The following is a 24,535-nucleotide window of genomic DNA, read 5'->3' on the forward strand; positions in this document are numbered from 1 at the left end:
GTGCGAAGGGCTCGGCGAAATGGAGAGCCAGTCGCGACCGTTGGGCGGCCGCGACTGTTGAGATTGGATGTTACTTGCCGGACAGGATGTCGTCGTAGATCTGCGCGGTGTCTTTTTCGTAGAGCGCGCCGGTGATGACGTTGAAGCCCGGAGGAATGCCGCCGGCGGCCATATTGGCCAGCGAAAGCGCGACATAGCTGGTCGCCTGCGGGTCCTGCCACTGGCCGGCATTGACATAGCCGTTCAGCACTTCCTGGGTGGTGTCGAGCGAGTTGCCCCAGCCGACAACCGGGATTTCGCCCGGCTTGATGCCGACCTGGTCGAACACCCGCTTGATCGAGCCGGTGACGAGATCACCCAGGCCGATGATCGCCTTGACCTTGGCTTTGTTGGCAGTGAGGTAGTCGACCATGCGGTTGATCACTTCAGCCTGGTCGAGCGTCGCTTCGGTGATTTCATAGGTGATGCCGAGCGGCTCGAAGACGCTCTTGATGCCTTCCTCTTCCTGCACGCCATAGGTGGCGCCGGGGATCTCGACCGGCATCCAGACGAAGTCGCCCTTCTTCACCAGGCCTTTGTCGACCAGATACTGCGCCCAGTGTTTGCCGAAGGTGACATTGTCGCCGCCGACATAGGCGTTGAAGTCGGCTTTCGGGTCGGGCGTGTTGAAATTGATGATCGGCACTTTCGCCGCCCGCGCTTCCTTGACGATCTCGATCAGGCTGCCCGGATCAGGGCTCGTGGTGACGATACCATCGGCCTTGGCGGAGAGGGCGGCGCGAACCGCTTCTTGCTGTGAGGCGACGTCGCCATTGTGGAACGAGGTGTTGACCGTGTTGCCGGTATCCTTGGCCCATTGCTTGGCGCCGGCCAGGAAGTAGGTCCAGACCGGATCGGCCGGGCCGCCATGCGAAATCCAGTAGAACGTCTTGGCCTGTGCCGCTGCTGGTATCACCATCAGCGCCACCAACAGGCCGTATAGAACAAGTCTTAGCCGTGTCAGCATTTGATTTCCTCCCGTTGTAGATGGTCAGTTCAAAATCCGTCCCTTGTTCAGCATCTTTTGCCAGCGCCGGTTGAATGCGTCAGAGCATCCCCTTTTTCGACGGATGGCAAGCCTCCATTTGCAGGTGTAGTGGGCGCCTGACGGGTCGTCATCAGCTGCCCCATCAGATTGCATCAGTTGAGGTGATTTTCCGACTGTCGGATAATTGGTGGGATTGTTTCGGGTCGCGCGAACGCGGCCTGCGTCGACAAGGGTCACGCCGGCGATCATCCTACGCCCACGGGACCAGGTCCGTAGCGCCCTGGCAGGGCGTCGACGATACCAGTTGCTAGATCAGATCGGCTCTGGCTAGCTCCCGCATCAGATGGCTGGCGCCATAGGTCCAGTGCGGGCAGTCGGGCGAGAGCCGCACCCGGTTGACCAGCGCACCGAATTTCTCCGACGAGATGGTGACGATGTCGCCGACCTTGTGAGTAAACCCCTTGCCCTTCTCGCCTCGATCCTTGGACGGAACGAACATGGTGCCGAGATAAAGCGCCAGCCCGTCCGGATACTGGTGGTGCGGCCCCAAGGCCGCGGCGACCAGTTCCTCCGGCGAGCGGCTGATCTCGGCCATCGAGCTTGCGCCCTCCAACGAGAACCCGTCCTCGCCCTCGACTTTCAGGCGCACGACGGCGCGCTTGACGTCATCGATGGAGAATTTGTCGTCGAACAGGCGGATGAAGGGACCGAGCGAGGCCGAGGCATTGTTGTCCTTGGCCTTGCCGAGCAGCAGCGCCGAACGCCCTTCGACGTCGCGCAGATTGACGTCGTTGCCGATGGTGGCGCCGACGATCCTGCCGCTGGAGGCGGCGATCATGGCGATCTCGGGTTCCGGATTGTTCCAGGTCGACACCGGGTGCAGCCCGACATCGGCGCCGAAGCCCACCGAGGCCATCGGCTGGCACTTGGTGAAGATCTCGGCGTCGGGGCCGATGCCCACTTCCAGATATTGCGACCAGGCGCCGCGCGAAATCAGCTTGGCCTTGATCTCCATCGCTTCGGGCGAACCGGGTTTCAGCTTCGACAGATCGTGGCCGATCAGTCCTGCGATGTCGGCGCGGATGGCGTCGGCTTTTTCAGCCGAACCGCGCGCCTGTTCCTCGATCACCCGTTCCAGCAGGCTGACGACGAAGGTGACGCCCGATGCCTTGACCGCCTGCAGGTCGACCGGGGAGAGCAGGTAGGGTTTTGCTGGATCGCGCCCGGTCTCAAAACTGTTGGCGGCGATGTCATCGAGCGATCCGATCGGTCTGCCCTCGGCCGAGCGGACATGCCCAGCGGGGTCAGCCATCTCGCAAAGGTCTCGCATGGTTGGTGCCGCACGCGAGGTGATGTCGAAGACCGTGCCATCGCGCACCGTGACGACCAGCGGGTATGCGGCATCGCTACCTCTGGCGCGTCCGACAAAAAGGCCCTCGGTGGGCAGGTGGGTCGGGTTCGTCATAGCGCTCTGTCCTCTGAGTGATCGACAATGTGGCGAAGTGATCGTCAATGTGGGCGGCCGGATCGGCGCGGCACTTTCACCGGATTCCCGTCAAAGGTCTATCCCGTCGCAGGCGATCGGAACTCTGGGTCTCCGATCGCCTCGGCGGCAGTCCACAGACGAAAGCCGGAGTGCTCTTTCAAAAATGTGAAATTCTGACTAGGATTTTCACCAATCGCAGCGCATTCAGGTGACCCTTGGCGACAGCATTCTCCGATCCGATCTGGCTCAAGCCACAGGCAGCTTCCACGTTTCAATCGCTTCCCAATGGCGAACGTGTCGATCTCGCCATTGTTGGCGGTGGCATCATGGGCTTATCGACCGCCTTGCATGCCGCCCGGCTTGGCCTGTCGGTGCAGGTGCTGGACGCCGGCGAGATCGGCCAGGGCGCATCAGGCTTGAATGGCGGTCAGGTCATTCCCGGCCTGAAATACGATCCGGAATGGCTGCTGGAGCATTTTGGCCTTGAGCGCGGCGAGGCGCTTGTCAATTTTGCGGCGTCGACCGCCGATGCGGTGTTCGAGCTGATCCGCGACGAGAAGCTGGCGGTGCCGTTCGTTCGCAATGGCTGGATCCAGGCGGCGCACACCGAGGCCGCGCTGAAGGCGGCGGGAAACCGTGACCGGCAATGGCGCGCACGGGGCGCGGATGTCCAGTTGCTGAACGCAGCGGAGATCGCGGCCAAGACCGGTGCGCAGGGCTATCTCGGCGGCTGGCTCGATCGCCGCGCCGGTGTTATCGATCCGCTCGCTTACACATCTGAACTCGCCCGTGTCGCGACCGCGGCTGGCGTGAGGGTAGCCGAGCGCGAAAAGGTCGTGCGGCTCACCAAGACCGCCGGCGTTTGGCGTATTTCGACCGAAAATGGCCTGGAATTGCAGGCAAAGGCGGTCGTTCTGGCGACCAACGCCCATACGGACGGTCTGATCCCCGGCCTTGCGCAGACGATCGTGCCGCTGCATTCTTTTCAGATCGCCACAGCACCGCTGTCGTCCGGTCAGGCGGCCCCGATCCTGCCGGAAGGGCAGGCGGTGTCGGACTCCAGGCGCATCCTCGTCTACTACCGCAAGAGCGCCGACGGCCGGCTGGTGCTTGGCGGGCGGGGTCGCATGGCGCTGCCGACGAGCGCCAGCGACTGGGCGCATCTCGAGCGGGCGCTGCGGCGGCTCTATCCCATGCTGTCCGGCATCGCCATCGAGAAGCGCTGGTTCGGCCGCGTGGCGATGACGCCGGACCATCTGCCGCACATCCACGAGCCGGAGCAGGGCCTGCTCGCCGTGGTCGGCTGCCAGGGTCGTGGTGTCGGCCTGATGACCGCTCTTGGCGAGCGCATCGCCGGCTATCTCCAAAGTGGCGACGCCAGGCATTTGCCCTTCCCGGTCTCGCCGATCCGACCGATCCCGTTTCACGCCTTCCGCCAAGTCGGCGTCGCCGCGACCATCGCCTGGTACCGGCTGCTCGATGCGTTGGAGCGCTGACCAAAGCAATTCCTGTCAATGGGTTTCCGTTTGGGATTCCGCTTGACAGTTTCATGGATATGAAAAACTCTAAGCCAATTTCAAATTCCGATAGGCAGGTCGATGTCGACCCTAGTTGCAACATCAGCGCCAGAGGCCCGGTCTTCTCAGGGCTTCCGGGTCGCCATGCTGCTCCCGGGCGCTCTGGTCACTTTCCTGCTGATCCTGTTTGCCCTCGGCCTCGTGCTTTTCCTCGCCTTCCGCAACAATGACGGTTCGCTGCTCGGTGCCGGTTTCAGCTTGGCGAACTTCGCAACTGTGGTGTCCGATCCGCTGTACTGGACGGTGACGCTGCGTTCGCTGATCATTGCCGCTCTGGTCACGCTGGCGACCGTCGTCACTGCCTATCCCGTCGCCTACTATCTTGCCTTCCACGCCGGCCGGCGGCGCGGCCTTCTGCTGTTTCTGGTGACGCTGCCATTCTGGACCAGCTATCTCCTGCGCGTCTTCGCCTGGAAGATCGTGCTCGCCTACAATGGCGTTTTGAACTCGGCGCTGATCGAAAGCGGCATCTGGTCCGAGCCGACATTGGCCTTTCTCAACACGCCGGCCGCCGTCGTCGTCACGCTGGCGCACGCCTACGCGCCTTTTGCCATCCTGCCGATCTACGTGGCGCTGGACACCATCCCGAAATCGCTGATCGAGGCCGCTTCCGATCTCGGCGCGCGGCCCTTCACCTCTTTCCGCCGTGTCGTGCTGCCCAATTCGATGCCGGGCGTGCTGGCGGCAGCCCTTGTCGTCTTCGTGCCGACGGTCGGTGACTATGTCACGCCGGCGCTCGTCGGCGGCCCGGCCAGCACCATGATCGGCACGCTGATCCAGGCGCAATTCGGCAAGGCCAACGATTGGCCGTTTGGCGCCGCACTCTCCGTCGCCGTCATGCTGGTCATCCTGTGCGTGGTGCTGGTCGCGCGTTTCGCCGACCGCAGATTTGGCAGCCGCACATGAGCGCTGCACGCACGCAGGGAGGCGGCCGCTGGCTCGGCGTCTACGTCGTCGCCTATCTGGTCTTTCTCTATCTGCCGGTGCTGCTGATCCCGCTGTTTTCCTTCAACAACTCGATCCAGGCAGCGTTTCCGCTGCAAGGCTTCACCTTGCAATGGTACGCGACTTTGTTCGGCAATTCGGCGCTGACCGGTGCACTCCTGAACAGCCTCGTCATCGGCGCCATTGCCGCCACGAGTGCGACGCTGTGCGGCATCACCGTATCCTACATGGACCTCTACGGCCGCTCGCCGCTGGCCGCCACCATCAGCGCCATCGCCCGGCTGCCAATCCTGATCCCCGGCGTCATCGTCGGCATATCGCTGCTGATCCTCATCAATCTCATTGGTCTGGGGCCATCGCGCATCGCCATCGTTCTCGGTCACATATTGGTGGCGCTGCCGACGACCGTGGTGATCATGCGCAGCCGCTTCGCCGCCATCCCGAAAACCATTCGCGAGGCGGCGCTCGATCTCGGCGCCTCCGACTGGACGACGTTCCGGCGGATCATGCTGCCGCTCAGCCTGCCGGCCATCGTTTCGGCCTTCATGCTGGCCTTCCTGATCTCCTTCGACGAATTCATTGTCGTCTTCTTCCTGGCCGGCACCGAGCCGACGCTGCCGCTCTACATCTGGAGCCAGCTGCGTTTTCCAAAGTCGCTGCCGACGGTGATGGCGCTGGGCACGTCGATCCTGGCTGTGTCCTTCATCATCGCTGCAGCGGCTGAAATCCTGCGCCATCGCGGCTTGTCCGCCACGGCGCCAAAGCCCGCGGATCCGTCACAACCAAAACAAACCAAGAGAGGAGAACTGCAATGGCATTCGACCTGAAATCGATCTCTGCAAAGACTGTTTGCGCTGGATTGACGGCGTTCGCGCTGGCGCTGTCGTCGACCGTCGCTTTCGCCGGCGACAAGCTGCAATATTTCACCTGGTCGGGCTATGAACTGCCCGATTTCAACAAGAGCTTCCTCGCCGCGCACCCCGACGGCGTCGAGGCCTCGATCTTCGGTGACGACGATGACGCCTTCACCAAGGTCAAGGCCGGCTTCCGCCCCGACATCGCGCATCCCTGTTATGACAAGGTGGCGCGCTGGAACAAGGAAGGCCTGCTGCAGCCGATCGACACCAAGCGGATCAAGAACTGGGACTCGATCTTCCCGGTGTTCAAGAACCTGCCCGACCTGCAGGCCGGCGACGGCAAGGTCTGGATGGTGCCATGGGACTGGGGCAACACCTCGATCCTCTACCGCACCGACCTGGTGAAGAACCCGGAAGCGAGCTGGAACCTTTTGTGGGACAAGCAGTATGCCGGTCGCATGGCGACGATCGACGCGGTGCACGACACGCCGGTCGTTGCCGCACTGCTCGCCGGCGTTAATCCGTTCGACATGACGCCGGAGCAAATGGACAAGGTGGCCGAGAAGCTGCGCGAGCAGCGCCCGCTGCTCTCCAATTACACCACCGACATGACCTCCGTCGAACAGGCGCTGGCCAGCGGCCAATTGGTCGCCGCCATGACCTGGAACGCGTCGGCCACCTCGCTGAAGAAGCAGGGCGTGCCGGTCGAGTTCATGAAGCCGAAGGAGGGCATGCTGACCTGGGCCTGCGGCTTCGTCATGCTCAAGGACGCCAAGAATGTCGACCTCGCCTATGACTTCATCAACAGCCGGCTGGAAGCCGACTCCGGCAAATACCTGATCGAGGCCTATGGCTATGGCAGTTCGCTGAGCTCCGCTTTTGCCACCGTGCCGAAGGAGGAGCTGGAGAAATTGCAGCTGCCATCCGACCCGGAAGTGATGCTGAAGACCACCATCTTCACCGGACCGATGAAACAGAATGACGACCTCGCCAAGATGTTCGAAAAGGTCAAGGCAGGCGGCTGAACCCTAGAGCACCGCGCGGCGTCAGCCACGCGGTGTCACCCGAGACACTGCAAACGAGGTCGGGAATTGATGGACATACTGGACGAAGCTGCTGAGAAGCCGAAGGACGATGCCGATGTGCGGGTCGGCCGGCGCGTGCGGGCGCTGCGGCTGGAGCGCAACCTGTCGCTGGCCGATCTTGCGGCAAAAGCCGGCGTGTCGATCGGTGCGTTGAGCCAGATCGAACGCGGCATGTCCTCGCTGCGCGTCAAGGTGATCTGGCCGCTCGCCGCCGCCCTCGACATCGAGCCGTCGGCGCTGATCGCCGACGGCAACGATGCCGTCAACGATCTCTATTGCGTGCGTGCCGATAAGCGACGGCAAATCCCGGTCAAGTCGGAAGGCATTGCCAAGGCGCTGCTGTCGCCGCCGGGCGCGACGCTGACCGGCATGCTGGTGACGGTGGAAGCCGGCGGCGGCACCGCGGAGGCCTATGCGCATGCCGGTCATGAATTCGGCTTCGTGCTGTCGGGCGAGGTCGAACTGGTGGTTGATTCGACAAATTACGTGCTGAAGACCGGCGACAGTTTTGCGTTCAAGAGCACGCTTTTGCATGCCTTCCGCAATCCAGGCGCCGAGCGTTGCCAGATCCTCTGGGTCAACACCACGAAGCCATCCGAGGTTCGCGATGGCGCCTGATCCACTTGTGCGGCTACAGGCTGTCTCGAAGATTTTTCCTGGCGGCATCGTCGGGCTCGACGCCGTCGATCTCGACATTGTCGGCGGCGAGTTCATCACGCTGCTCGGGCCGTCGGGTTGCGGCAAGACCACCAGTCTGCGCGTCATCGCCGGCTTCGAAAGCCCATCGAGCGGCAAGGTGCTGCTCGACGGACGCGATATCACGGCCCTTCGGCCGTTCGACCGGCCGGTCAACACCGTGTTCCAGGACTACGCGCTGTTCCCGCACATGAATGTCGCCGAAAATGTCGGCTTCGGCCTGTCGCTGCGCAAACTGAATGGAGCCGAGCAGGCAAAGCGCACCGGCGAAGCCCTCGACATGGTCGGCCTTGCCGACAAGCTTCGCGCCCGCGTCTCCGAACTGTCTGGCGGCCAGCGCCAGCGCGTCGCATTGGCGCGTGCCATCGTCTGCGAGCCGCGCGTGCTGCTGCTTGACGAACCGCTGTCGGCGCTCGATGCGCATCTGCGCGAGCAGATGCAGGTCGAACTGAAGCGGCTGCAGTCGCGGCTCGGCACCACCTTCGTCATGGTCACCCATGACCAGACCGAAGCCTTGTCGATCTCCGACCGCATCGTCGTCATGAACAAGGGCCGCATTGAGCAGATCGCGCCGCCGGCCACCCTTTACGACCGGCCCGCCACGAAGTTTGTGGCAAGCTTCATCGGCACCATGAATCTCCTACAATCACGGTTTATCGGCCGCGATGGCGATCGCTTGCGTTTCACTGCCGGCACCCTGCCGCTGGAGGCCATCGCTGAAACCGGCCAGTCACCCGGGCAAGGCGAGATGCGGACCATCGGCGTGCGCCCGGAGGATCTGCTGGCGATAACCGAAGCCGCGCCCGGCACCGCACCGGCGCGCGTCAACAGCATCGTCTTTCACGGCCGCACGCTGCGCCTGCATGCCGAACTCGGGGAGGGCGCACCTGTCGTCATCGACGCGCCGCGCCAGGCCGAGGGTTTTCAATTCAGCGCCGGCGATGTGGCGCATATCAGCCTGCGCCGTGGCGCCAATTGCCCCATGCTGCCAGGCTAGTTTCATCGATATCCAAAAAGCCGGAGCACACGTTCGCACCGTTCAGCGGCTACAAGGCAACGACCCGCTTACGTGGATTGGGCGATACGCGATTTTCTGGAGGTCAAGGGCATCGTCGGCTACGGGGCGTAGGTTTCGGATCAAATCCACGCTTGACTCAAGGGAATGTTCCTGTTTTGTTCTAGATGTAGAGCAAAACAGGAGCGTTCTTTGCCGAGCGTGTGCGTATGTATCTGCAAGGCGAATTCGACTATGGACTTCCAGAGCCGCCATGGCGGCCTAAACGGCCCGAGCGTGTGTTCTTTGGTTTGTTTTTGCAGTCTAAGGACTATTCGCGGTTTGCCGATTGTCAAAACCGGCTATGCGGCCAATGCGGGGTAACCGGCGACCAACTGCTACGGGAGCGTTTTCACGTCAGCCTGCAGCACGTCGGTGACTACAAAAGGCTGCGGTCCAAAATTCTCTTTGCGGCCGCCCGATCGGGACGGCGCATTGCGATGGCACCGTTCGAGATTACCTTTCGCTATGCCAGTAGCTTTCCCGGCCGACCCGCGACCAGGGGTAAACCAGCCAAACACCCTTTCGTACTTCTCGCCGATGACGGACCGGTTTGTGAGTTGAGCAGGAAGCTCGGCGTCGAAATGCTGCGCGAAGGCCTCAAGACATCAGACGGTTTCGTTCCGCATCTGACGCTTGCCTATGACCGAAAACTCGTCCCCAAACAGCCTATCGGCCCAATGAGCTTTGTTGCACGAGAGTTCGTTCTTGTGCACAGCTTGCGCGGACTGAAGAAGTACGTTTTCCCGGAATGTTGGCCGCTGAGCGCGATGTGATGTGCTCACATCGCCGTCACATAATCCGTGCGATATCTATCATCCTGACATGGCTTGTCAGCTACGGCGCGGATTGACGATGGCAAGCCAGCAGGGGTTCCCTATTTGCAGTGCGTTGAACAGGAGGAACACAAATGACCATCGCGGAAATTGCCAAGGATTTCACCGAACTGCTCCAGCAGGGCGATCATGTCGGTGCGGCCGAGAAGTACAATGCCGATGATATCGTCAGCCTCGAAGCCATGGAGGGGCCGATGGCCATCGCCCGTGGCAAGGAGGCTCTCAGGCAGAAGGGCCAGTGGTGGCAGGAGAACAACGAAGTGCATGGCGGCTCGGTCGAGGGACCCTATGTCAACGGCGACCAGTTCGCGGTGCGCTTCAAATTCGACATAACGCCCAAGGCTACCGGCGAGCGTGTCACCATGGATGAAGTTGCCCTGTACACGGTCAAGAACGGCAAGATCACCGAAGAGCGCTTCTACTATTGAGACCGCACCGGCTTTAGGGAGCCTGCTCTCGTCGCCGCCGGTCGAAAAATGAGCATGATGGCCAGGACGTTGTCCTGGCCATCATGTGAGAAGGTCAGATCGTCTTCACATACTGCGCAAGCTGATCGGCCACCGTGCCCCAGCCATCGAAGAAGCCCATCTCTTCGTGGTTGTTGCGGGTCGCCTCGTCGCGATGGATGGCGATGGCGGTGTAGCGCGTGCCCTGGCCGTCCGGCTGCAAGGAAATGACAGCGGTGATGAAGGGTTCCCCTGACGGCCGGTAACCCGGCAACAATGCATCCGTCCACACCAGCCGCTCGTTCGGCACGATTTCGAGATAGCAGCAATGGCGGTCGTTGACCTCCTTGCCGTCGGGCGACTGCATGCGCGTCCGGAACTGACCGCCGGGCCTGAGGTCGATCTCGCAGTCGGTGATCATCCACGGCTTCGGCGTAAACCAGTGCTTGACATGCTCGGGCGTCGTCCAGGCGCGCCACAGCAATTCGCGCGGCGCATCGATGACGCGCTCCAGCACCAGGTCCAGTCTGGGATCCGGCTTGAGGGGATAGCTCATTTTTCCTGCTCCTTGAGGGTCATCACATAGGCGTCGAACTGGTCGAGGCGGCGTTCCCACAGCGTGCGTTGTTCGGCCAACCAGTTTTCGGCGAGTTTCAGCGGCTCGGGTGCCAGTTGATAGGTCCTGACCCGGCCGGTCTTTTGCGAGCGCACCAGTCCGCAGATCTCAAGCACCTTGAGATGCTCGATGAAGGACGGCAGCGCCATCTCGAAAGGCTCTGCGAGTTCGCTGACCGAGGCTGGACTGCGGTTCAGCCGCTCCACAACGCGTCGCCGCGTCGGGTCGGCAAGCGCGCGGAAGATGCCGTCGATTGGCGGAGGGCTGGGAGTTGCGGTCTGAAGGCTTGTCATGGTCGGCCCCGAGGCGCTGTTAAAAGTGGCTCGATATATACTTAGGAAAAATCCTTAGTATTGGCAAGGGCAAAACCGAAGGCACGCCGCAGAGCGCTGGCAAAGCGCGCAGAGCGTCCTTAATCTGCGATCAGATTCGAAATTCGAAGGGCCACCGCTTTGACGATCACCATGTACGGCATCACCACCTGCGACACAGTCAGGAAGGCGCGCGTCTGGCTGGAGGGCCATGACGTTGCTTACCGGTTTCACGATTTCAGGGCTGAGGGGCTGGACGCCAAGCGGCTGGATGGCTGGGCGGGCAAGGTCGGCTGGGAAAAGCTGCTCAACAAGGCGAGCACGACGTTCCGCGAACTGGCGGACAAGGACAAGCAGGGCCTCGACGAAAAGAAGGCCAAGGCGCTGATGCTGGCCAAGCCGACCATGATCAAGCGGCCAGTGCTGGAGGTCGGCGACGGGGTTCTGGTGGGGTTCAAGGCGGATGTTTATGAAGAGGCGGTGAAATAGCGTAGCGAGACGGCGACGCTGCCAATCTCCCCCCTTGCGGGGGAGATGGCCGGCAGGCCAGAGGGGGGTGTGAAGGATCGCCAACCTTTAACGAATTCGTTCCGGCGCAAACCTATCTCAAGTCGCTACGATTGATTGGTAGGCCTGAGGGACAGCACCCCCCTCTGCCCTGCCGGGCATCTCCCCCGCAAGTGGGGAGATCAGATGTCGCTGCGGCTTTCACCAATGGCTAACGTTGCAGAGGCGCCCCTCAACCCGCGCACATATCCCGCCAGCGCCACCGCATTGTTATGCGCTTCGTCATGCGCGCCGTAGAGCAGCGTCACTTTGCTGTGGCGAAGCAGACCAAGCAATTCACCCACCGCCCCGCCATTCCCATCCAGCTCAACTCGATACCGCTTCTGAAACTCCGCCCAGCGCGCCGGCTCGTGGCCGAACCATTTGCGCAGCGCGTCGCTCGGCGCGATATCCTTCAACCACAGCGTCAGCGCGGCGTCGTTCTTGCTGACACCGCGCGGCCAGATGCGGTCGACCAGAACCCGCTGCCCGTCATCGGGGGCCGGTGGTTCGTAGATACGCTTGACCGCCAGGTCGAAGGTCATCGGACCCTCCGTTAGCGGGTCAGGCCCACTCGCCCTTGCGCATGACAGGCACGCGGGCGCCGTCCTTGTGAACGCCGTCAATGTCGATCTTGTCCGAACCGATCATCCAGTCGATGTGGATGAAGCTCTTATTGCCGCCGCGCGCCGCGATCTCGTCCTGGCTGAGCGAGGCGCCGTCGACGAAGCACTTCGAGTAGCACTGGCCAAGTGCGATGTGGCAGGCGGCGTTCTCGTCGAACAGCGTGTTGAAGAACAACAGCCCGCTGGCCGAGATTGGGGAGGAATGCGGCACCAGCGCCACCTCGCCGAGGCGGCGCGCGCCCTCATCGGTGTCGAGCACTTTCTTCAGCACGTCCTCGCCCTTCGATGCCTTGGCCTCTACGATCCTGCCCGCTTCGAAACGAACCGAGATGTCATCGATCAGCGTGCCCTGGTAGGACAGCGGTTTGGTCGACGAAACATGACCCTCGACCCGCCTTGCATGCGGCGTGGTGAAGACCTCTTCGGTCGGGATATTGGGATTGCAGGTGATGCCGTTCTTGGCGGTCGAGGCGCCGCCCATCCATTCGTGGCCGTCCGCCAGCCCAACGGTCAGGTCGGTGCCTGGCCCGGTGAAATGCAGCGCGTGGAAATTATGGCCATTGAGCCATTCGGTGCGGCTGCGAAGCGCTGCATTGTGCGCTTTCCAGTTGCCGATCGGATCCTCCACATCCACTCGCGAAGCGGCGAAGATGGCGTCGGCGAGCTTCACCACTGCAACATCGTCGGCATCGCCGGGGAAGACCTGTCTGGCCCAGGCGAGGTCCGGATAGGCGACGATGTTCCAGTTGATGTCGAAGCCGGTGATCTTTTCCAGCGCCGGCTGATACGCCATCGAATTGGCCTTGTTGGCGCGCGCCACTTTCGCCGGGTCCTGTGCGGAGAGCAGCGAAGGATCCTCGCCGCGCACGGCCAGCCTGGCCGCATTGTTGGAAAAGGCCTTCGCCATGCCCTCATAGAGCCAGCCGGCGGCGTGGTCGAAACCGGCATCGGCGCCGAAGCGGTAGCGCGCCAGCGTCATCTCGTCGTCGTTGAAGATCGGCGTCACCAGGCCGGCGCCGGCCTTGTAGGCATGCTCGACGATCCGCCTGGTCAGCGGCAATGCCGCGATGGAGGATGTCAGCACCAGATCCTGTCCCGGCTGCAATTGCAGCCCCACCTTGATGGCGACTTCCGCCAGCCTGTCGAGTTTCACCGGGTCGATCGATGCGGAAACGCCGCGCGAATGTGTGGTCATGATCCTGCCTGTCGTAGTTTGATGTCCGACTCTACATAGCCCTGTGCCACGCTGCTTTCCACCGCGATCGAGTCAGCGGCTCCCATGGTCGCGGACCCGAACTGCGCCATGGTCGCCTCGATCTCTTCCCTGATCCAGACCTTGAAATCCCGGACCTTGCGGCTTTCGGTCTTGGCGGACGAGGTCACCAGCCAATAGCCGAGCCCGCTCTGGGCACGAATTCCGAAAGGCGCCACCAGCCGCCCGTCGGCCAGCGCATCGGCGGCGAGCAATTGCCAGCCCAGCATCACGCCGTGGCCGGCGATCGCCGATTCCAGGCACAGCATCGGGTCTGTGAAACGCGCACCCTTCAGGAAGGTGACAGGTGGAACGCCGGCTGTCTCGAACCAGCTTTCCCAGTTGATCATCGCCCGCTCATCGGTGATCGCGCAGGTCTGGGCAAGGTCCTCGATCGACTTCAGTTTTTTGGCGATCGCCGGCGCGCAGACCGGGAAGACTTCCTGCGCCAAGAGCAGTTCCGTCCGCCCGCCCGGCCATTTGCCGTCGCCGAGCCGGATGGCGATGTCGATGTCCGAGTGATCGAGATTGGCCAGCCGCACTGACGCGTCGATGCGCAGCAGCACGTTGGGATGCCGGTCGAAGTGACGCGACAGTCGCGGCAAAAGCCACTTCGAGGCAAACGCCGGCGCCACCGAAACCACCAATGTGCATTGCGTCGCCTCGTCGGCCAGCGCCACAGCCTGGGCAAGCTCGCGGAAACCAGCACCAAGGCGGGTCGCGAAAACGGCGCCGAATTCGGTCAACACCAGACCGCTCGCCGTTCGCTCGAACAGTGCCTGGCCGAGTTGCTTTTCGGTGCGGCTGATCTGCTGGCTGACGGCGCTGACGGAAACGTTGAGCTCTCCGGCGGCGGCCGCCAGCGATCCGAGCCGGGCGACGGTTTCGACGGCGCGAAGGCCGTTGAGATGGACGCGGTTGAGCATAGCCATTTGAGTTTTTCTAAACCGATCCGGCTGAAATCTCAATTGAAAGAGATGTCGAAACGGCAGACTTTATCAGGGGAGACAGACCTGTGGAGCCGGAAATGCTAAGGATTTTGTCGTCGTCGCTGAAGGTCTTTTTCGCCAGCACGCCATATGAGCCGCGCCGGGAGAGCGAGGCGCAGAGATGGCTGACCGATCCGCTTTCGCATCCGGTGCTGAACACCATGTCGGAGCGCGAGCTTGGCGACGTGCCGTTCAGGCTGACGGCACGGCGGACAGTGCACGAGACGGCTTCATTGCATGCGGGTTTCGGCGGGCGCTGCTGAGCGGATGACACGCCTTCCGATTTAAGCACAAGTCCAGGCGATCACGGCGCCCGCGACGGTCTGGCCCAACAAAGGCGGATTGTTTCACCGGCTCGCGCACTTATTGTGCACTGCAATGACATCCGTCGCCTCAACAGCGCTGCGTTTCGCTTTCGCCGGCATGATTGCCATGGCTGTTGCCATGGGCATCGGCCGCTTCGTCTACACGCCGATCCTGCCCGGCATGATGGAGGAACTGCATCTGTCGCCGGCCGATGCCGGGTGGATCGCGTCGGCCAATTATCTCGGCTATCTCATCGGCGCGTTGGCGGCGGCGGGCGGTTGGGCGCATGGGCGCGAACGCCTGCTGATGCTGGCGGGGCTTGGCGCCAGTGCGACCCTTGCCGCACTGATGGGGCTGACCGATGCGATGGCCGCCTTTCTCGTCATCCGCTTTCTGGCCGGTCTGGCCAGCGCCTTCGTCATGGTGTTCATGGCCAGCATCGTTTTCAGCCATATAAACGCCGCCGGTCGCAGCGACCTGCAGGCGTGGCATTTCGGCGGCGTTGGCCTCGGCATCGCGGTGTCCGCGGCGATGATGGCGGTGCTGGTCACCGAACATGCAGGCTGGGCGGCGGGCTGGCTGTGGTCGGCGGCAATTTCGGCCTGTGGTTTCGTGCTCGTGGCGTTGTTGGTCAACGAGGGCCCGCTTGGCAATGGTGAAGTCGCCCGCGAGCCGGCACTGCGGATGGATCGGTCGTTGGTCAAGGTCATCATTGCCTATGGCCTGTTCGGCTTTGGCTATGTGGTGACGGCGACATTCCTGGTCGCCATCGTCCGGCAAGGCGGCGGCAGCCGAGTCTTCGAGGCCATGGTGTGGATGGCCGCCGGTCTTGCCGGCTTTCCCTCGACTTGGGCTTGGCAGAAGATCGCCGCGCGGATCGGGCTCTATGCCGCCTATGCGCTGGCATGCTTCATCGAAGTTGTCGGCGTCACCGCAAGCGTTGCCATCGGCGGGCGCACCGGGCCGCTGCTTGGCGGCGTTTTGCTCGGCGGCACCTTCATCGCCATCACCGCCTTTGGCCTGCAGGCCGCCAGGCAGCAGGCGCCAAGCGCGCCGCGGCGGATCTTCGCCCTGATGACGGCTGCGTTCGGCCTTGGCCAGATCATCGGTCCGCTCGCAGCCGGGTTTCTGGCGCAAATGTCCGGCGATTTCTTCCTCGCCTCGATCACCGCCGCAATCGTGCTGGTCGTCTCCGGCGCCATCACATGGTCGGCTGCGCCAAAATCGCCATGATTGTGGGCTTGCTGTGCCGGGCATCGGGCACGGGCATTTTCTTTCCCACTAATGTGTGACTTTATGCCCGCCGTAGTCTGCTGATTTGCGCCTAGATCGAGGAATTCGCCACAGTGTTCGTATCCTTTTTCCCGCAGCCGAAGCTCTTCTTCACTTCGGCCGCCGTCTGGAGCCTTGCGGCGATCCTGTTCTGGTTTTTCGGCGGCGAGCAGTTGGGAGCCGTCTTCGGGATGCCGCCCGCCGCCGCCGGCGCGCCGCCCATCATCGGCATCGCCATCCTCATATCGCCGCCGTTCCTCTGGTTCTATCTCTACTTCGCGTTTTGCGTGCTCGTCTTCTACGCATTCTGGAGCTGGTATTCGCCGCATCCGTGGCAGCGCTGGTCGATCCTGATGACCGCGGTCATCCTGTTCTTCATCTATTTCAATGTGCAGGTCAGCGTCGCCGTCAATGCCTGGTACGGACCCTTCTTCGACTACGTACAGGGACTTATGTCGGGGACTGGAAAGTCGACCAACGGCGAATTCTATATCGGATTGGCCGATTTTTCGTGGCTCGCGCTGGTCGGCATGAACGTGCAGGTGGTCAATGCCTTCATCGTCAGCCACTGGATCTTTCGCTGGCGCACGGCGATGAACAACTACTTCGTCGAGAACTGGGGCAGGCTACGCCATATCGAGGGTGCCTCGCAGCGTATCCAGGAAGACACGATGCGGTTCTCGCAGATCATGGAAGACCTCGGCTCCAGCTTTGTCCAGTCGATCATGACCTTGATCGCATTCCTGCCGGTCATGATCCAGTTGCAGGCCCATATCACCGAGTTGCCGATTATCGGCGCGATCCCGCAGCCATTGGTGGTCGCGGCCCTTGCCTGGTGTCTGTTCGGAACGATCTCTGTCATGGTTGCCGGCCTGAAACTTCCAGGGCTGCAGTTCCGCAACCAGCGTGTCGAAGCTGCCTATCGCAAGGAACTCGTCTACGGCGAGGACCACGCGGACCGGGCCCAGCCAGCCACCACTGCCGAACTGTTCGAGAATGTTCGTCACAATTATTTCAGGCTCTATTTCCACTACATCTATTTCAACGTCGTCCGTTACACCTACCTGCAGGCCGACAACATTTTCTCGCTGCTGATCCTGGGTCCCTCGCTGGTGGCGCACAAGATAACGTTCGGCGCGCTGAACCAGATATCGAACGCGTTCGGCAAGGTGACGGGGTCGCTGCAGTTTCTGCTCACCTCGTGGTCGACCATCGTCGAGTTGCAATCGGTCCACAAACGCCTGCGCGCCTTCGAGGCGACGCTGCAAGGCGAGCCGCTGCCTGATATCGACCAGCGCTATCTGGCAAGACAAGGCGCCGAGGATCCGGCCTAAAAAGCCGAGATTTGGAAATCGAATCGGGTTGGCGGCTCAGCCGCCGACCGAAGCCTGCTTCTGGGCGGCATCCCGCCGCGATACATAGTCGCGAAAACTGATGCATTCGACATCCTGCTTCACGCAGACGTCGCCGGCAAAGCGCTCCAGCGCGTTCCAGTAGGCGCCGTCATTCATCAGCGCGAAGTGGAAGCCGAGTTCCAGCGGAATGCGCTTGCCGGCATACTGCCTGTCGAAGGCGGCGCGGAAGGCGTCATAGGTCCGGTTGGCGAATTCGTCCGCCTTGCTCGGCCGCTCGAAGCCGCCGGAATGCCTGACATAGAGATTGTAGTCCATGGCGATCACCGGCCTTGATTTCGGTCCCTCAGGAATCTGCGGTAGCGAAAAGTGCATGATCCCGTTGCTGGCCGCCGGCCGGGCAGGACCCTGCGAGACGCCGCTCGCGTCGAACTGGTAACCGGCCGCCGGCAGCGCCTCATAGAGCGCTTTGCCTGTCGACAGATACGGCGCGCGGAAACCGACCACCGCATGCCGCGCGAAATCGCGCCAGCCCTCAGGCTCGGGCGCAATGCCGTTGATCGCATAGGCGTTCTCGAGAATGTGCTCGAACGAACTGAACTCTTTCAGCCAGTCGGCCTTGCTCCAGTCCTTGCCGTCGAAATGGCCGCAGCCATGGCTGGCGATATCTTGGCCTTCATGCGCGGCAAGGCCGATCTGCTCGAGCCTCTCGGTGACTTCCTGCTTCGAGGCGGCAAAACCGATGTTGGACTTGCCGGCGCTTTTGCCGGGGGCGGTGTATTCCTTGCGGGTTTCCGGCGACAGCAGGAAGACGCAGGAGAGAAAGTAGGTGAAATGCGCCCCGGTACGCTCGGCCAGCGCCCGGCTGCGCTTCCACTGCGAAATGTCGCGGGCGCTGTCGAACGAGATGATGACGACCTGTTTCGGCTTGGCCGGCGCTGGTGGCGCTGGCGGATCGGCCAGAGCCCCACCGGCAGTGGCGAGCGCGGCAAGCGAAAACGCAACAACGCGGAACGGACGAAGCATAGGCAATCTGATCTTCACTCGGGGAACGTTTGCAAGCCGGCTATCGCCTAAATGTGGCGTGGATGCGATTGGCCTTTTCGGCAGCTTGCCCCGGGGCAAACATCCGTTTGCCCTAGGGAATAGGCGATTTTCCGGTTGAACCCCTTCCATGCCGACAAAATTTCGCTAAAACGCGGGCTGACAAAGGCCCGACCGGGCAGGAATGGTTTGATTGATGTCCGACGACAGTTTTATCCGTGAAGTCAACGACGAGATGCGTCGCGAACAGGCGCAGAAGCTGTGGGACCGTTTCGGTCCCGCTTTGCTTGTCCTCGCGATCCTCGTGGTGCTCGGCACCGCCGCCTTCGTCGGCTATCGCTATTGGGATGAGACGCGCGCCAACCGCTCCGGCGATGCGTTCTCGCAGGCGCTGAAGCTGGCCAATGACGGCAAGGACGACGAAGCCCTGACCGCGCTCGATCAGTTGGAGAAGGATGGCTACGGCGCCTATCCGCTGCTCGCCCGCATGCGCGGCGCGACCGTCAAGGCGAACAAGGGCGACGTGGACGCCGCCGTCAAGGATTTCGACGAAGTCGCCGCCGACACGGCCATTCCCCAGGGCATTCGCGACATGGCACGGCTGCGGGCAGCCCTATTGCTTGTCGACCACGGCTCCTTCGCCGATGTCTCCAGCCGTGTCGAAGCGCTCACATCCGACACCAACACGCTGCGCCATACGGCGCGCGAGGCACTCGGCCTTTCCGCCTGGAAGGAAGGCAAGACCCAGGACGCGCTAAAGCTGTTCGACCAGATCGCCGCCGATGACGGCGCGCCGCGCAACACCCGCGAGCGCGCAACGTTGATGTCCGAGCTGATCCGCGGGTCGGGCAGTGCGTCGTGACCTTCAAAGTCGCCATCATCGGCAGACCTAACGTCGGCAAATCGACTCTTTTCAATCGGCTGGTGGGAAGGAAGCTGGCGCTTGTCGATGACACGCCGGGCGTCACCCGCGACCGTCGCGTCCATGCCGCCAAGCTTTACGACCTGCATTTCGATGTCATCGACACCGCCGGCTTCGAGGACGCGGGCGCCTCCACCTTGCCCGGCCGGATGCGCGCGCAGACCGAGATTGCCATCCGCGAAGCCGACCTGATCTTCTTCACCATCGACGCCAAGTCCGGGCTGTTGCCTGACGACAGGACCTTCGCCGAGATCGTGCGCAAGTCCGGCAAGCCGGTGGTGCTGGTCGCCAACAAGGCCGAGGCGAAGGGCGCCCAGGGCGGCATGCTGGAGGCCTGGGAACTCGGCCTTGGCGAGCCGATCCCGGTTTCGGCCGAACATGGCCAGGGCATGCCCGACCTGCGTGATGCCGTGATCGGCGCGCTCGGCGAAGCGCGTGCCTTCGGCGAAAATGAAGATAGCGAAGACGAAGAAGTCGCTGCCGGCGAGGTTCTGATCGGCGAGGATATCGCCGATCCGGATGCCGAGCACACCTATGACGACACCAAGCCGATGCGCATCGCTGTCGTCGGCCGTCCCAATGCCGGCAAGTCGACGCTGATCAACGCGCTGATCGGCGAAGAACGGCTGCTCACCGGACCGGAAGCCGGCATCACCCGTGATTCGATCTCGGTCGACTGGGATTGGCATGGCCGCCGCCTGAAACTGTTCGACACGGCCGGCATGCGCCGCAAGGCCAGGATCCACGAAAAGCTGGAAGTGATGTCGGTGCAGGACGGCCTGCGTGCCATCCGCTTCGCCGAGATCGTCATCATCGTGCTCGACGCCACCATTCCCTTCGAGAAGCAGGATCTGCAGATCGCTGACCTGATCATTCGCGAAGGTCGTGCGCCGGTGATCGCCTTCAACAAATGGGATCTGATCGACCATCCCCAGGAGCTTCTTGCCGAACTGCGCGAGAAGACGGAACGGCTTCTTCCGCAGGCGCGCGGCCTCCAGGCCGTACCCGTCTCCGGCGAGACCGGGCGCGGCCTCGACAAGCTGATGGATGCCGTCATCAGGACCCACAAGGTGTGGAACAGCCGCGTCTCGACCGGCAAGCTCAACCGGTGGCTGGAAGGCATCCTGGCGCATCATCCGCCGCCTGCCGTGGCCGGGCGCCGGCTGAAGGTCAAATACGTCACCCAGGCCAAGACCCGGCCGCCGGGTTTCGTCGTCCAGTGCTCGCGGCCCGATGCGATGCCGCAATCCTATGTGCGCTATCTCTCCAACAGCCTGCGCGAAGCCTTCGACATGCCCGGCGTGCCGATCCGCATCGCGCTGCGCACATCGGACAATCCCTTCGCCGGCAGGTCCAACAAGCGCAAATGAGCGGCGCGGCTGGCCGACGCCCCTCGGCTTCGTCATCCTAGGGCGGAGCAGGAGCGAAGCTCCGTCGCGGAGACCCTAGGATCCATGCCGTTACCTTTGCGAGGAATGCAGCGGAGCAGAATTTCTGCACCGCGGCAGCGCTTTGAAGTCGCGGCATGGATCCCGGGGTCTGCGCTGCGTCGCTTCGCTCCTTGCTTCGCCCCAGGATGACGAAGTGATGGGCGTTTCGGCAAGAACCTAAGCGACTTCTCTCAACCTCTCATCCGTCCTCGCATTTTCAGGCAATGCTTGCCGCGCGGCGTCCAGCAATATGTCGGCGAGGCGGGCCGCCACCGGCTCGACCTCAGCGTCCTTGCGATGCAGGAACAACGACATCTTGGGCAGCGCCGGCAATCCGGCGATCTCCGGCGTCATCGCGCTGACGCTGGCCGGCAGGCCGATGTCGGTGCGGATCGTCAGCCCCAGCCCCGCCGCAACCGCCGCCCAGATGCCGCCAAGGCTCGGGCTTGAAAAGGCCATCCGCCACGACAGCCCCGCCCTGTCGAGCGTCTCGGTCGCCACCGTGCGCAAAAGGCATGGCGCCTCGAGCGCCACCAGCGGCAGTGGCTCACCGTGGCGCAAGCTGGTCTCGATGCGCTTTGCCGGACCGATCCAGCGCATCTGCACATCGGCGACATGCTGGCTGTAGGGCAGCGTCTCGCCGCTGTGCCAGGCGAGCGCGATGTCGAGGCTGCCTGACATGATCCGTTCGGCAAGGTCGTGGCTGCGCGCGATCCTGGCTTCGATCTTGACCTTGGGGTGCGCCCGGGCGAAGCGGCCGAGCACGTCAGGCAGCACCGCCTCGCCGAAATCCTCCTGCAGGCCGAGCCTTACCCAGCCTTCCAGCTCGACATCGTGAATGGCGGATGCCGCCTCGTCATTCAGCTCGATCAGCCGGCGCGCATAGCCGAGCATGGTCTCGCCCGCCTCGGTCAGAGCGAGGCCGCGCCCCGACTTGCGGAAGATCGGCGTCGCTGCCTGTTCCTCCAGTTTCTTCAACTGCGCGCTGACCGCCGACGTCGACCGGCCAAGCCGGTCAGCCGCCTTGGCAAAGCTGCCCAGTTCCATGCCGGTGACGAAACTGCGGAGGACGTCGAGGTCGAATGTCACGCGTCGCATATTGATAGTCCTGTTTTTCAGGATGCTAAGTTTAAAAACTCCTGATTTTCAGGACAAAAATACGGCGCTAGAGACAGACCGTCAAGGCCAGACCGCCGGCCAAGAAACGGGAATGAAATCATGTCCGCCATCGCCGATTGCACCGACCGACAGAAGCCGGAACTCTCGGAAGATACCGGTTCCGCCGCGAGGGCATTCAAGCCCGGCCATCGCTGGAAGGTCCTGGGCATCGGCGTTGCCGCCAATGCCAGCTTCTCCGCCACTTTCTCCGGCATACCGGCAACGGCAGTCGTGCTTCGTCAGGGCTATCATCTGGGCAATGCGCAGCTCGGCCTGGCACTCGGCCTTCTCGGGCTGGGGGTCGCGCTCAGCGAACTGCCCTGGGGCTTGCTCACCGACCGCTGGGGCGATCGTCGCGTGCTTTTGATCGGGCTCGGCGCGACGGCTGCGTGGCTCCTGGTCATGGCGATGCTGGTCGTGCCGACAAGGACCGGTATTCCCGGCGTCGCGCTGCTCTCCGCGAGCCTGCTCATCACCGGACTGCTCGGCGGCAGCGTCAACGGTTCGAGCGGCCGCGCCATCATGGGCTGGTTCCGGGAAAACGAGCGCGGCTTTGCCATGAGCATCAGGCAGACGGCGGTGCCGCTTGGCGGCGGCCTTGGCGCGCTCGTGCTGCCTGCGCTTGCCCTGGCTTTCGGCTTTGGCGCGGTGTTCGGGGTTCTGGCGGGTGCATCCGCACTCTCGGCCCTGTTCGCCTGGCGCTGGCTGCACGAGCCGCCGACGGCGGGCAAAGGCCATCTCGCTTCGGCAACTGCGGCCGGACCGGCGCCGCTGCGCAATCGCGACGTCTGGCGTATCGCGACCGCCATCGGCCTGCTCTGCTTTCCGCAAGTGGCAGTGCTCACCTTCGCCTCCGTGTTCCTGCATGATTTTGTCGGACTGGGAACGGCCGCGATCAGCGCGAGCCTCGCCGCCGTGCAGATCGGCGCCATGGTCATGCGCATCTGGAGCGGGCGCTTTACCGACCTTCATGGCAACCGCCGCAAATTCCTTCGCTTGTGCAGTGCGCTCAGCGCACTCGCCTTCTTGGTGCTTTGGTTGCTGGTTCTGGCCGGTCCCGCCATCCCAGGCGGACAGCTCTTCCTGACGGCTGTCCTTCCCGTCGTGCTGATCGTTGCAGGCATCTCGGTCTCCGCATGGCACGGCGTCGCCTATACCGAGCTTGCCACGCTTGCCGGCGCCGGCCATGTCGGAACCGCGCTCAGCCTTGCCAACAGCTTCGTTTTCGTCGGCTTCTTCCTGGTGCCGATCGCCATTCCGGGGCTCTTGCACCTCTGGTCATGGTCCGGGGTCTGGCTGGCTGCGGCCATCTGCCCCCTGATCGCCTGGCCGATCTTCCTGCGGCCGGCCTGAGTTCGGCCGCAAAACCGCCCGACTTCGGAACCACGACGTCGGGCCGACCGGGAAAACCCGATCGAACCTGTTAACGTCCCATCAAGGTTAATGCATCATTTTGCTCTCCAGTGGGGTCTGTAGCGTTCCTGGAGAGAGTTCCGTGCATCGACGTGTGTTGAAGCGGCTGGTTGCCGCCGCCGGTGAGAGAAAACGTGGCTTTCTGGCGCCATTCGTCATCGGTCTCGGCATCTGGATCGGCTTTCCGACCGTCGCCGCCTACCAGGACATGACGAGCCTCGTCTCCGGCCTCGAAGCATCGACCACGCGCTGGAATTCCTATGTCGAGAAATCCGTCGCTGGCTCGACCCATGCGGCCGAGATGCCCTTCATCGATTCCGACGCCACCGGCTCCATCTCCGGGTCGGGCGTCCACCTGGCCGGTATCGGCAACGTGTCGTTTCGCGGCAAGGGCGGCAAGGTCAGCGCCACGCCCGATGAGGATCGCGTCGTGCGCGCCGAGAAGAAAGGGCGCATCGTCCAGATGTCTCCCGTGGCGCCGCCGAAGAACTTCAACGCCGGCTCGATCTTCGAGCGCACCTCTTCCTTGCTGCGGCCCAGCATGGACAGCGACCTGAAGATGGCGTTCGCCAAGCCGCAGATCAAAGGAAAGGAAATCCAGATCGCAGCCGCATTCCATGCGCGCGAGGACAAGAAGCCGGATCCCGGCGTGCCGGCCATGCTCGCTTCGCTGGTCAACAATGACCATCCGGATGTGCTGGCGACCGCCTATGCGCAGTCCGAACCCGACTATGCCAAGGCATCGCCCTTCGAAGCCCTGCTTCAGGACGAGCAGCCCAATGATGGCCGCTTCATTCCGCCGATGGCCAAAGGCGATCATTCGTGGATCCAGAACCCGCTGCCCGCCAGTGTCTTCTCCAAGAAGGAGCAGGCCTGCCTTGCCAACGGCATCTATTTCGAGGCGAGGAGCGAATCCGTGCGCGGCCAGGCCGCCGTCGCCCAGGTCATCCTCAATCGCGTCCGCAACCCGACCTATCCGAATTCGATCTGCGGCGTCGTCTACCAGAACGACAGCTGGTTCAATCGTTGCCAGTTCTCCTTCGCCTGCGACGGCAGGAAGAAGCGCATCGACAGCCCTGTCGCCTACAAGACCGCCCAGGATATCGCCATGGCCGTCACGGCCGGCAAGATCTTCATCCCGGAAGTCGGATCGTCGACCCACTACTACGCCCAATATGTCCATCCCGTCTGGGCGCGCACGATGCAGAAGATGACCAAGATCGGCCTGCATATCTTCTATCGGACCTATGGCGGCGGCTGGAGCTGAGTGCAGAGCAGCCGCTGATCTT

Annotated in this window: 25 protein-coding genes; 16 read left to right on the forward strand and 9 right to left on the reverse strand. The window is 62.7% G+C overall.

Translation table 11 applies throughout. From position 1 onward, the window contains the following. Positions 1-70: 70 nt before the first annotated feature. Positions 71-1,006, reverse strand: a complete 936-nt coding sequence (locus NKH95_RS03105; RefSeq protein WP_023808703.1) for a substrate-binding domain-containing protein — start codon at positions 1,004-1,006, stop codon at positions 71-73. Positions 1,007-1,334: 328 nt separating this feature from the next. Further along, entirely contained in the window at positions 1,335-2,492 is a 1,158-nt protein-coding gene (locus NKH95_RS03110; RefSeq protein ID WP_352891034.1) for a fumarylacetoacetate hydrolase family protein, read from the reverse strand. Between the two features lie 236 nt (positions 2,493-2,728). Here NKH95_RS03110 and NKH95_RS03115 point away from each other — a divergent pair, with 236 nt between their 5' ends. The 8 genes from NKH95_RS03115 (at position 2,729) to NKH95_RS03150 (ending at position 9,991) form a co-directional block, all read left to right on the forward strand. Beyond that, positions 2,729-4,009 carry an NAD(P)/FAD-dependent oxidoreductase gene (locus NKH95_RS03115; RefSeq protein WP_023808701.1) on the forward strand — a complete coding sequence of 427 codons (1,281 nt, stop codon included), beginning with the start codon at positions 2,729-2,731 and terminating at the stop codon, positions 4,007-4,009. A gap of 102 nt (positions 4,010-4,111) precedes the next feature. Further along, the gene (locus NKH95_RS03120) at positions 4,112-4,996 is read left to right on the forward strand and encodes an ABC transporter permease (protein WP_023808700.1); all 885 of its coding nucleotides are present in this window, start codon (positions 4,112-4,114) and stop codon (positions 4,994-4,996) included. Continuing rightward, positions 4,993-5,862 carry an ABC transporter permease gene (locus NKH95_RS03125; protein ID WP_023808699.1) on the forward strand — a complete coding sequence of 290 codons (870 nt, stop codon included), beginning with the start codon at positions 4,993-4,995 and terminating at the stop codon, positions 5,860-5,862. The genes NKH95_RS03120 and NKH95_RS03125 overlap by 4 nt, the downstream gene beginning before the upstream one ends. Beyond that, on the forward strand, positions 5,847-6,917 hold the full coding sequence (locus NKH95_RS03130; protein WP_023808698.1) for an ABC transporter substrate-binding protein: 1,071 nt from the start codon (positions 5,847-5,849) through the stop codon (positions 6,915-6,917). The genes NKH95_RS03125 and NKH95_RS03130 overlap by 16 nt, the downstream gene beginning before the upstream one ends. Positions 6,918-6,986: 69 nt before the next feature. Beyond that, positions 6,987-7,595: a cupin domain-containing protein gene (locus tag NKH95_RS03135; RefSeq protein WP_128302457.1), complete on the forward strand. Its 609-nt coding sequence runs from the start codon at positions 6,987-6,989 to the stop codon at positions 7,593-7,595. Then, positions 7,585-8,670 carry an ABC transporter ATP-binding protein gene (locus NKH95_RS03140; protein WP_352891036.1) on the forward strand — a complete coding sequence of 362 codons (1,086 nt, stop codon included), beginning with the start codon at positions 7,585-7,587 and terminating at the stop codon, positions 8,668-8,670. The genes NKH95_RS03135 and NKH95_RS03140 overlap by 11 nt, the downstream gene beginning before the upstream one ends. Before the next feature lie 227 nt (positions 8,671-8,897). Then, positions 8,898-9,503, forward strand: a complete 606-nt coding sequence (locus tag NKH95_RS03145; RefSeq protein ID WP_352891038.1) for a 2'-5' RNA ligase family protein — start codon at positions 8,898-8,900, stop codon at positions 9,501-9,503. A 134-nt stretch (positions 9,504-9,637) separates the two neighbouring features. Further along, a complete protein-coding gene (locus NKH95_RS03150; RefSeq protein WP_352891040.1) occupies positions 9,638-9,991 on the forward strand; it encodes a SnoaL-like domain-containing protein in 354 nt (117 codons plus the stop codon). A 94-nt stretch (positions 9,992-10,085) separates the two neighbouring features. On the opposite strand, the gene NKH95_RS03155 is transcribed toward NKH95_RS03150, so the two are convergent. Further along, positions 10,086-10,565, reverse strand: coding sequence for an SRPBCC family protein (locus tag NKH95_RS03155; protein WP_352891042.1), 480 nt, complete (start codon positions 10,563-10,565; stop codon positions 10,086-10,088). After that, positions 10,562-10,918 carry an ArsR/SmtB family transcription factor gene (locus NKH95_RS03160; protein WP_352891044.1) on the reverse strand — a complete coding sequence of 119 codons (357 nt, stop codon included), beginning with the start codon at positions 10,916-10,918 and terminating at the stop codon, positions 10,562-10,564. The genes NKH95_RS03155 and NKH95_RS03160 overlap by 4 nt, the downstream gene beginning before the upstream one ends. Before the next feature lie 159 nt (positions 10,919-11,077). Here NKH95_RS03160 and NKH95_RS03165 point away from each other — a divergent pair, with 159 nt between their 5' ends. Next, positions 11,078-11,425, forward strand: coding sequence for an ArsC family reductase (locus tag NKH95_RS03165; protein ID WP_352891046.1), 348 nt, complete (start codon positions 11,078-11,080; stop codon positions 11,423-11,425). Positions 11,426-11,625: 200 nt separating this feature from the next. Here the strand turns inward: NKH95_RS03165 and NKH95_RS03170 are convergent, their stop codons facing one another. Genes NKH95_RS03170 through NKH95_RS03180 form a run of 3 tightly spaced genes read right to left on the reverse strand, consistent with a single transcriptional unit; the run spans position 11,626 to position 14,292 of the window. Beyond that, complete coding sequence (locus NKH95_RS03170; RefSeq protein WP_352891048.1) at positions 11,626-12,027, reverse strand: DUF488 domain-containing protein; 402 nt, start codon at positions 12,025-12,027, stop codon at positions 11,626-11,628. A gap of 19 nt (positions 12,028-12,046) precedes the next feature. Beyond that, positions 12,047-13,303: an aminopeptidase gene (locus NKH95_RS03175; protein ID WP_352891050.1), complete on the reverse strand. Its 1,257-nt coding sequence runs from the start codon at positions 13,301-13,303 to the stop codon at positions 12,047-12,049. Beyond that, on the reverse strand, positions 13,300-14,292 hold the full coding sequence (locus tag NKH95_RS03180) for a LysR substrate-binding domain-containing protein (protein ID WP_352891052.1): 993 nt from the start codon (positions 14,290-14,292) through the stop codon (positions 13,300-13,302). Before NKH95_RS03180 ends, NKH95_RS03175 begins: the two co-directional genes overlap by 4 nt. A gap of 95 nt (positions 14,293-14,387) precedes the next feature. Between NKH95_RS03180 and NKH95_RS03185 the strand changes: the two genes are divergently transcribed. The 3 genes from NKH95_RS03185 (at position 14,388) to sbmA (ending at position 17,261) form a co-directional block, all read left to right on the forward strand. Next, positions 14,388-14,612, forward strand: a complete 225-nt coding sequence (locus tag NKH95_RS03185) for a hypothetical protein (protein ID WP_183444615.1) — start codon at positions 14,388-14,390, stop codon at positions 14,610-14,612. A 115-nt stretch (positions 14,613-14,727) separates the two neighbouring features. Then, positions 14,728-15,888, forward strand: coding sequence for a YbfB/YjiJ family MFS transporter (locus NKH95_RS03190; RefSeq protein WP_352891055.1), 1,161 nt, complete (start codon positions 14,728-14,730; stop codon positions 15,886-15,888). 113 nt (positions 15,889-16,001) lie between these two features. Further along, positions 16,002-17,261 (forward strand): peptide antibiotic transporter SbmA, encoded by a 1,260-nt coding sequence (gene sbmA, locus NKH95_RS03195; RefSeq protein ID WP_352891057.1) that lies wholly within the window; start codon positions 16,002-16,004, stop codon positions 17,259-17,261. A gap of 36 nt (positions 17,262-17,297) precedes the next feature. On the opposite strand, the gene NKH95_RS03200 is transcribed toward sbmA, so the two are convergent. Then, positions 17,298-18,305, reverse strand: coding sequence for a polysaccharide deacetylase family protein (locus tag NKH95_RS03200; protein WP_352891101.1), 1,008 nt, complete (start codon positions 18,303-18,305; stop codon positions 17,298-17,300). A gap of 214 nt (positions 18,306-18,519) precedes the next feature. Here NKH95_RS03200 and NKH95_RS03205 point away from each other — a divergent pair, with 214 nt between their 5' ends. Continuing rightward, positions 18,520-19,185: a tetratricopeptide repeat protein gene (locus NKH95_RS03205; RefSeq protein ID WP_352891059.1), complete on the forward strand. Its 666-nt coding sequence runs from the start codon at positions 18,520-18,522 to the stop codon at positions 19,183-19,185. Beyond that, the gene (gene der / locus NKH95_RS03210; protein WP_352891061.1) at positions 19,182-20,615 is read left to right on the forward strand and encodes a ribosome biogenesis GTPase Der; all 1,434 of its coding nucleotides are present in this window, start codon (positions 19,182-19,184) and stop codon (positions 20,613-20,615) included. Before NKH95_RS03205 ends, der begins: the two co-directional genes overlap by 4 nt. A 237-nt stretch (positions 20,616-20,852) precedes the next feature. Here der and NKH95_RS03215 read toward each other — a convergent pair whose 3' ends face one another. Then, the gene (locus NKH95_RS03215; protein WP_352891063.1) at positions 20,853-21,773 is read right to left on the reverse strand and encodes a LysR substrate-binding domain-containing protein; all 921 of its coding nucleotides are present in this window, start codon (positions 21,771-21,773) and stop codon (positions 20,853-20,855) included. Positions 21,774-21,893: 120 nt separating this feature from the next. Between NKH95_RS03215 and NKH95_RS03220 the strand changes: the two genes are divergently transcribed. Beyond that, on the forward strand, positions 21,894-23,186 hold the full coding sequence (locus NKH95_RS03220; protein ID WP_352891065.1) for an MFS transporter: 1,293 nt from the start codon (positions 21,894-21,896) through the stop codon (positions 23,184-23,186). Between the two features lie 142 nt (positions 23,187-23,328). Further along, a complete protein-coding gene (locus tag NKH95_RS03225) occupies positions 23,329-24,513 on the forward strand; it encodes a cell wall hydrolase (protein ID WP_352891067.1) in 1,185 nt (394 codons plus the stop codon). The last annotated feature ends 22 nt before the right edge of the window (positions 24,514-24,535 follow it).

It is taken from the genome of Mesorhizobium sp. M0848 (assembly GCF_040319805.1).
In the GTDB taxonomy this organism is placed as follows: domain Bacteria; phylum Pseudomonadota; class Alphaproteobacteria; order Rhizobiales; family Rhizobiaceae; genus Mesorhizobium.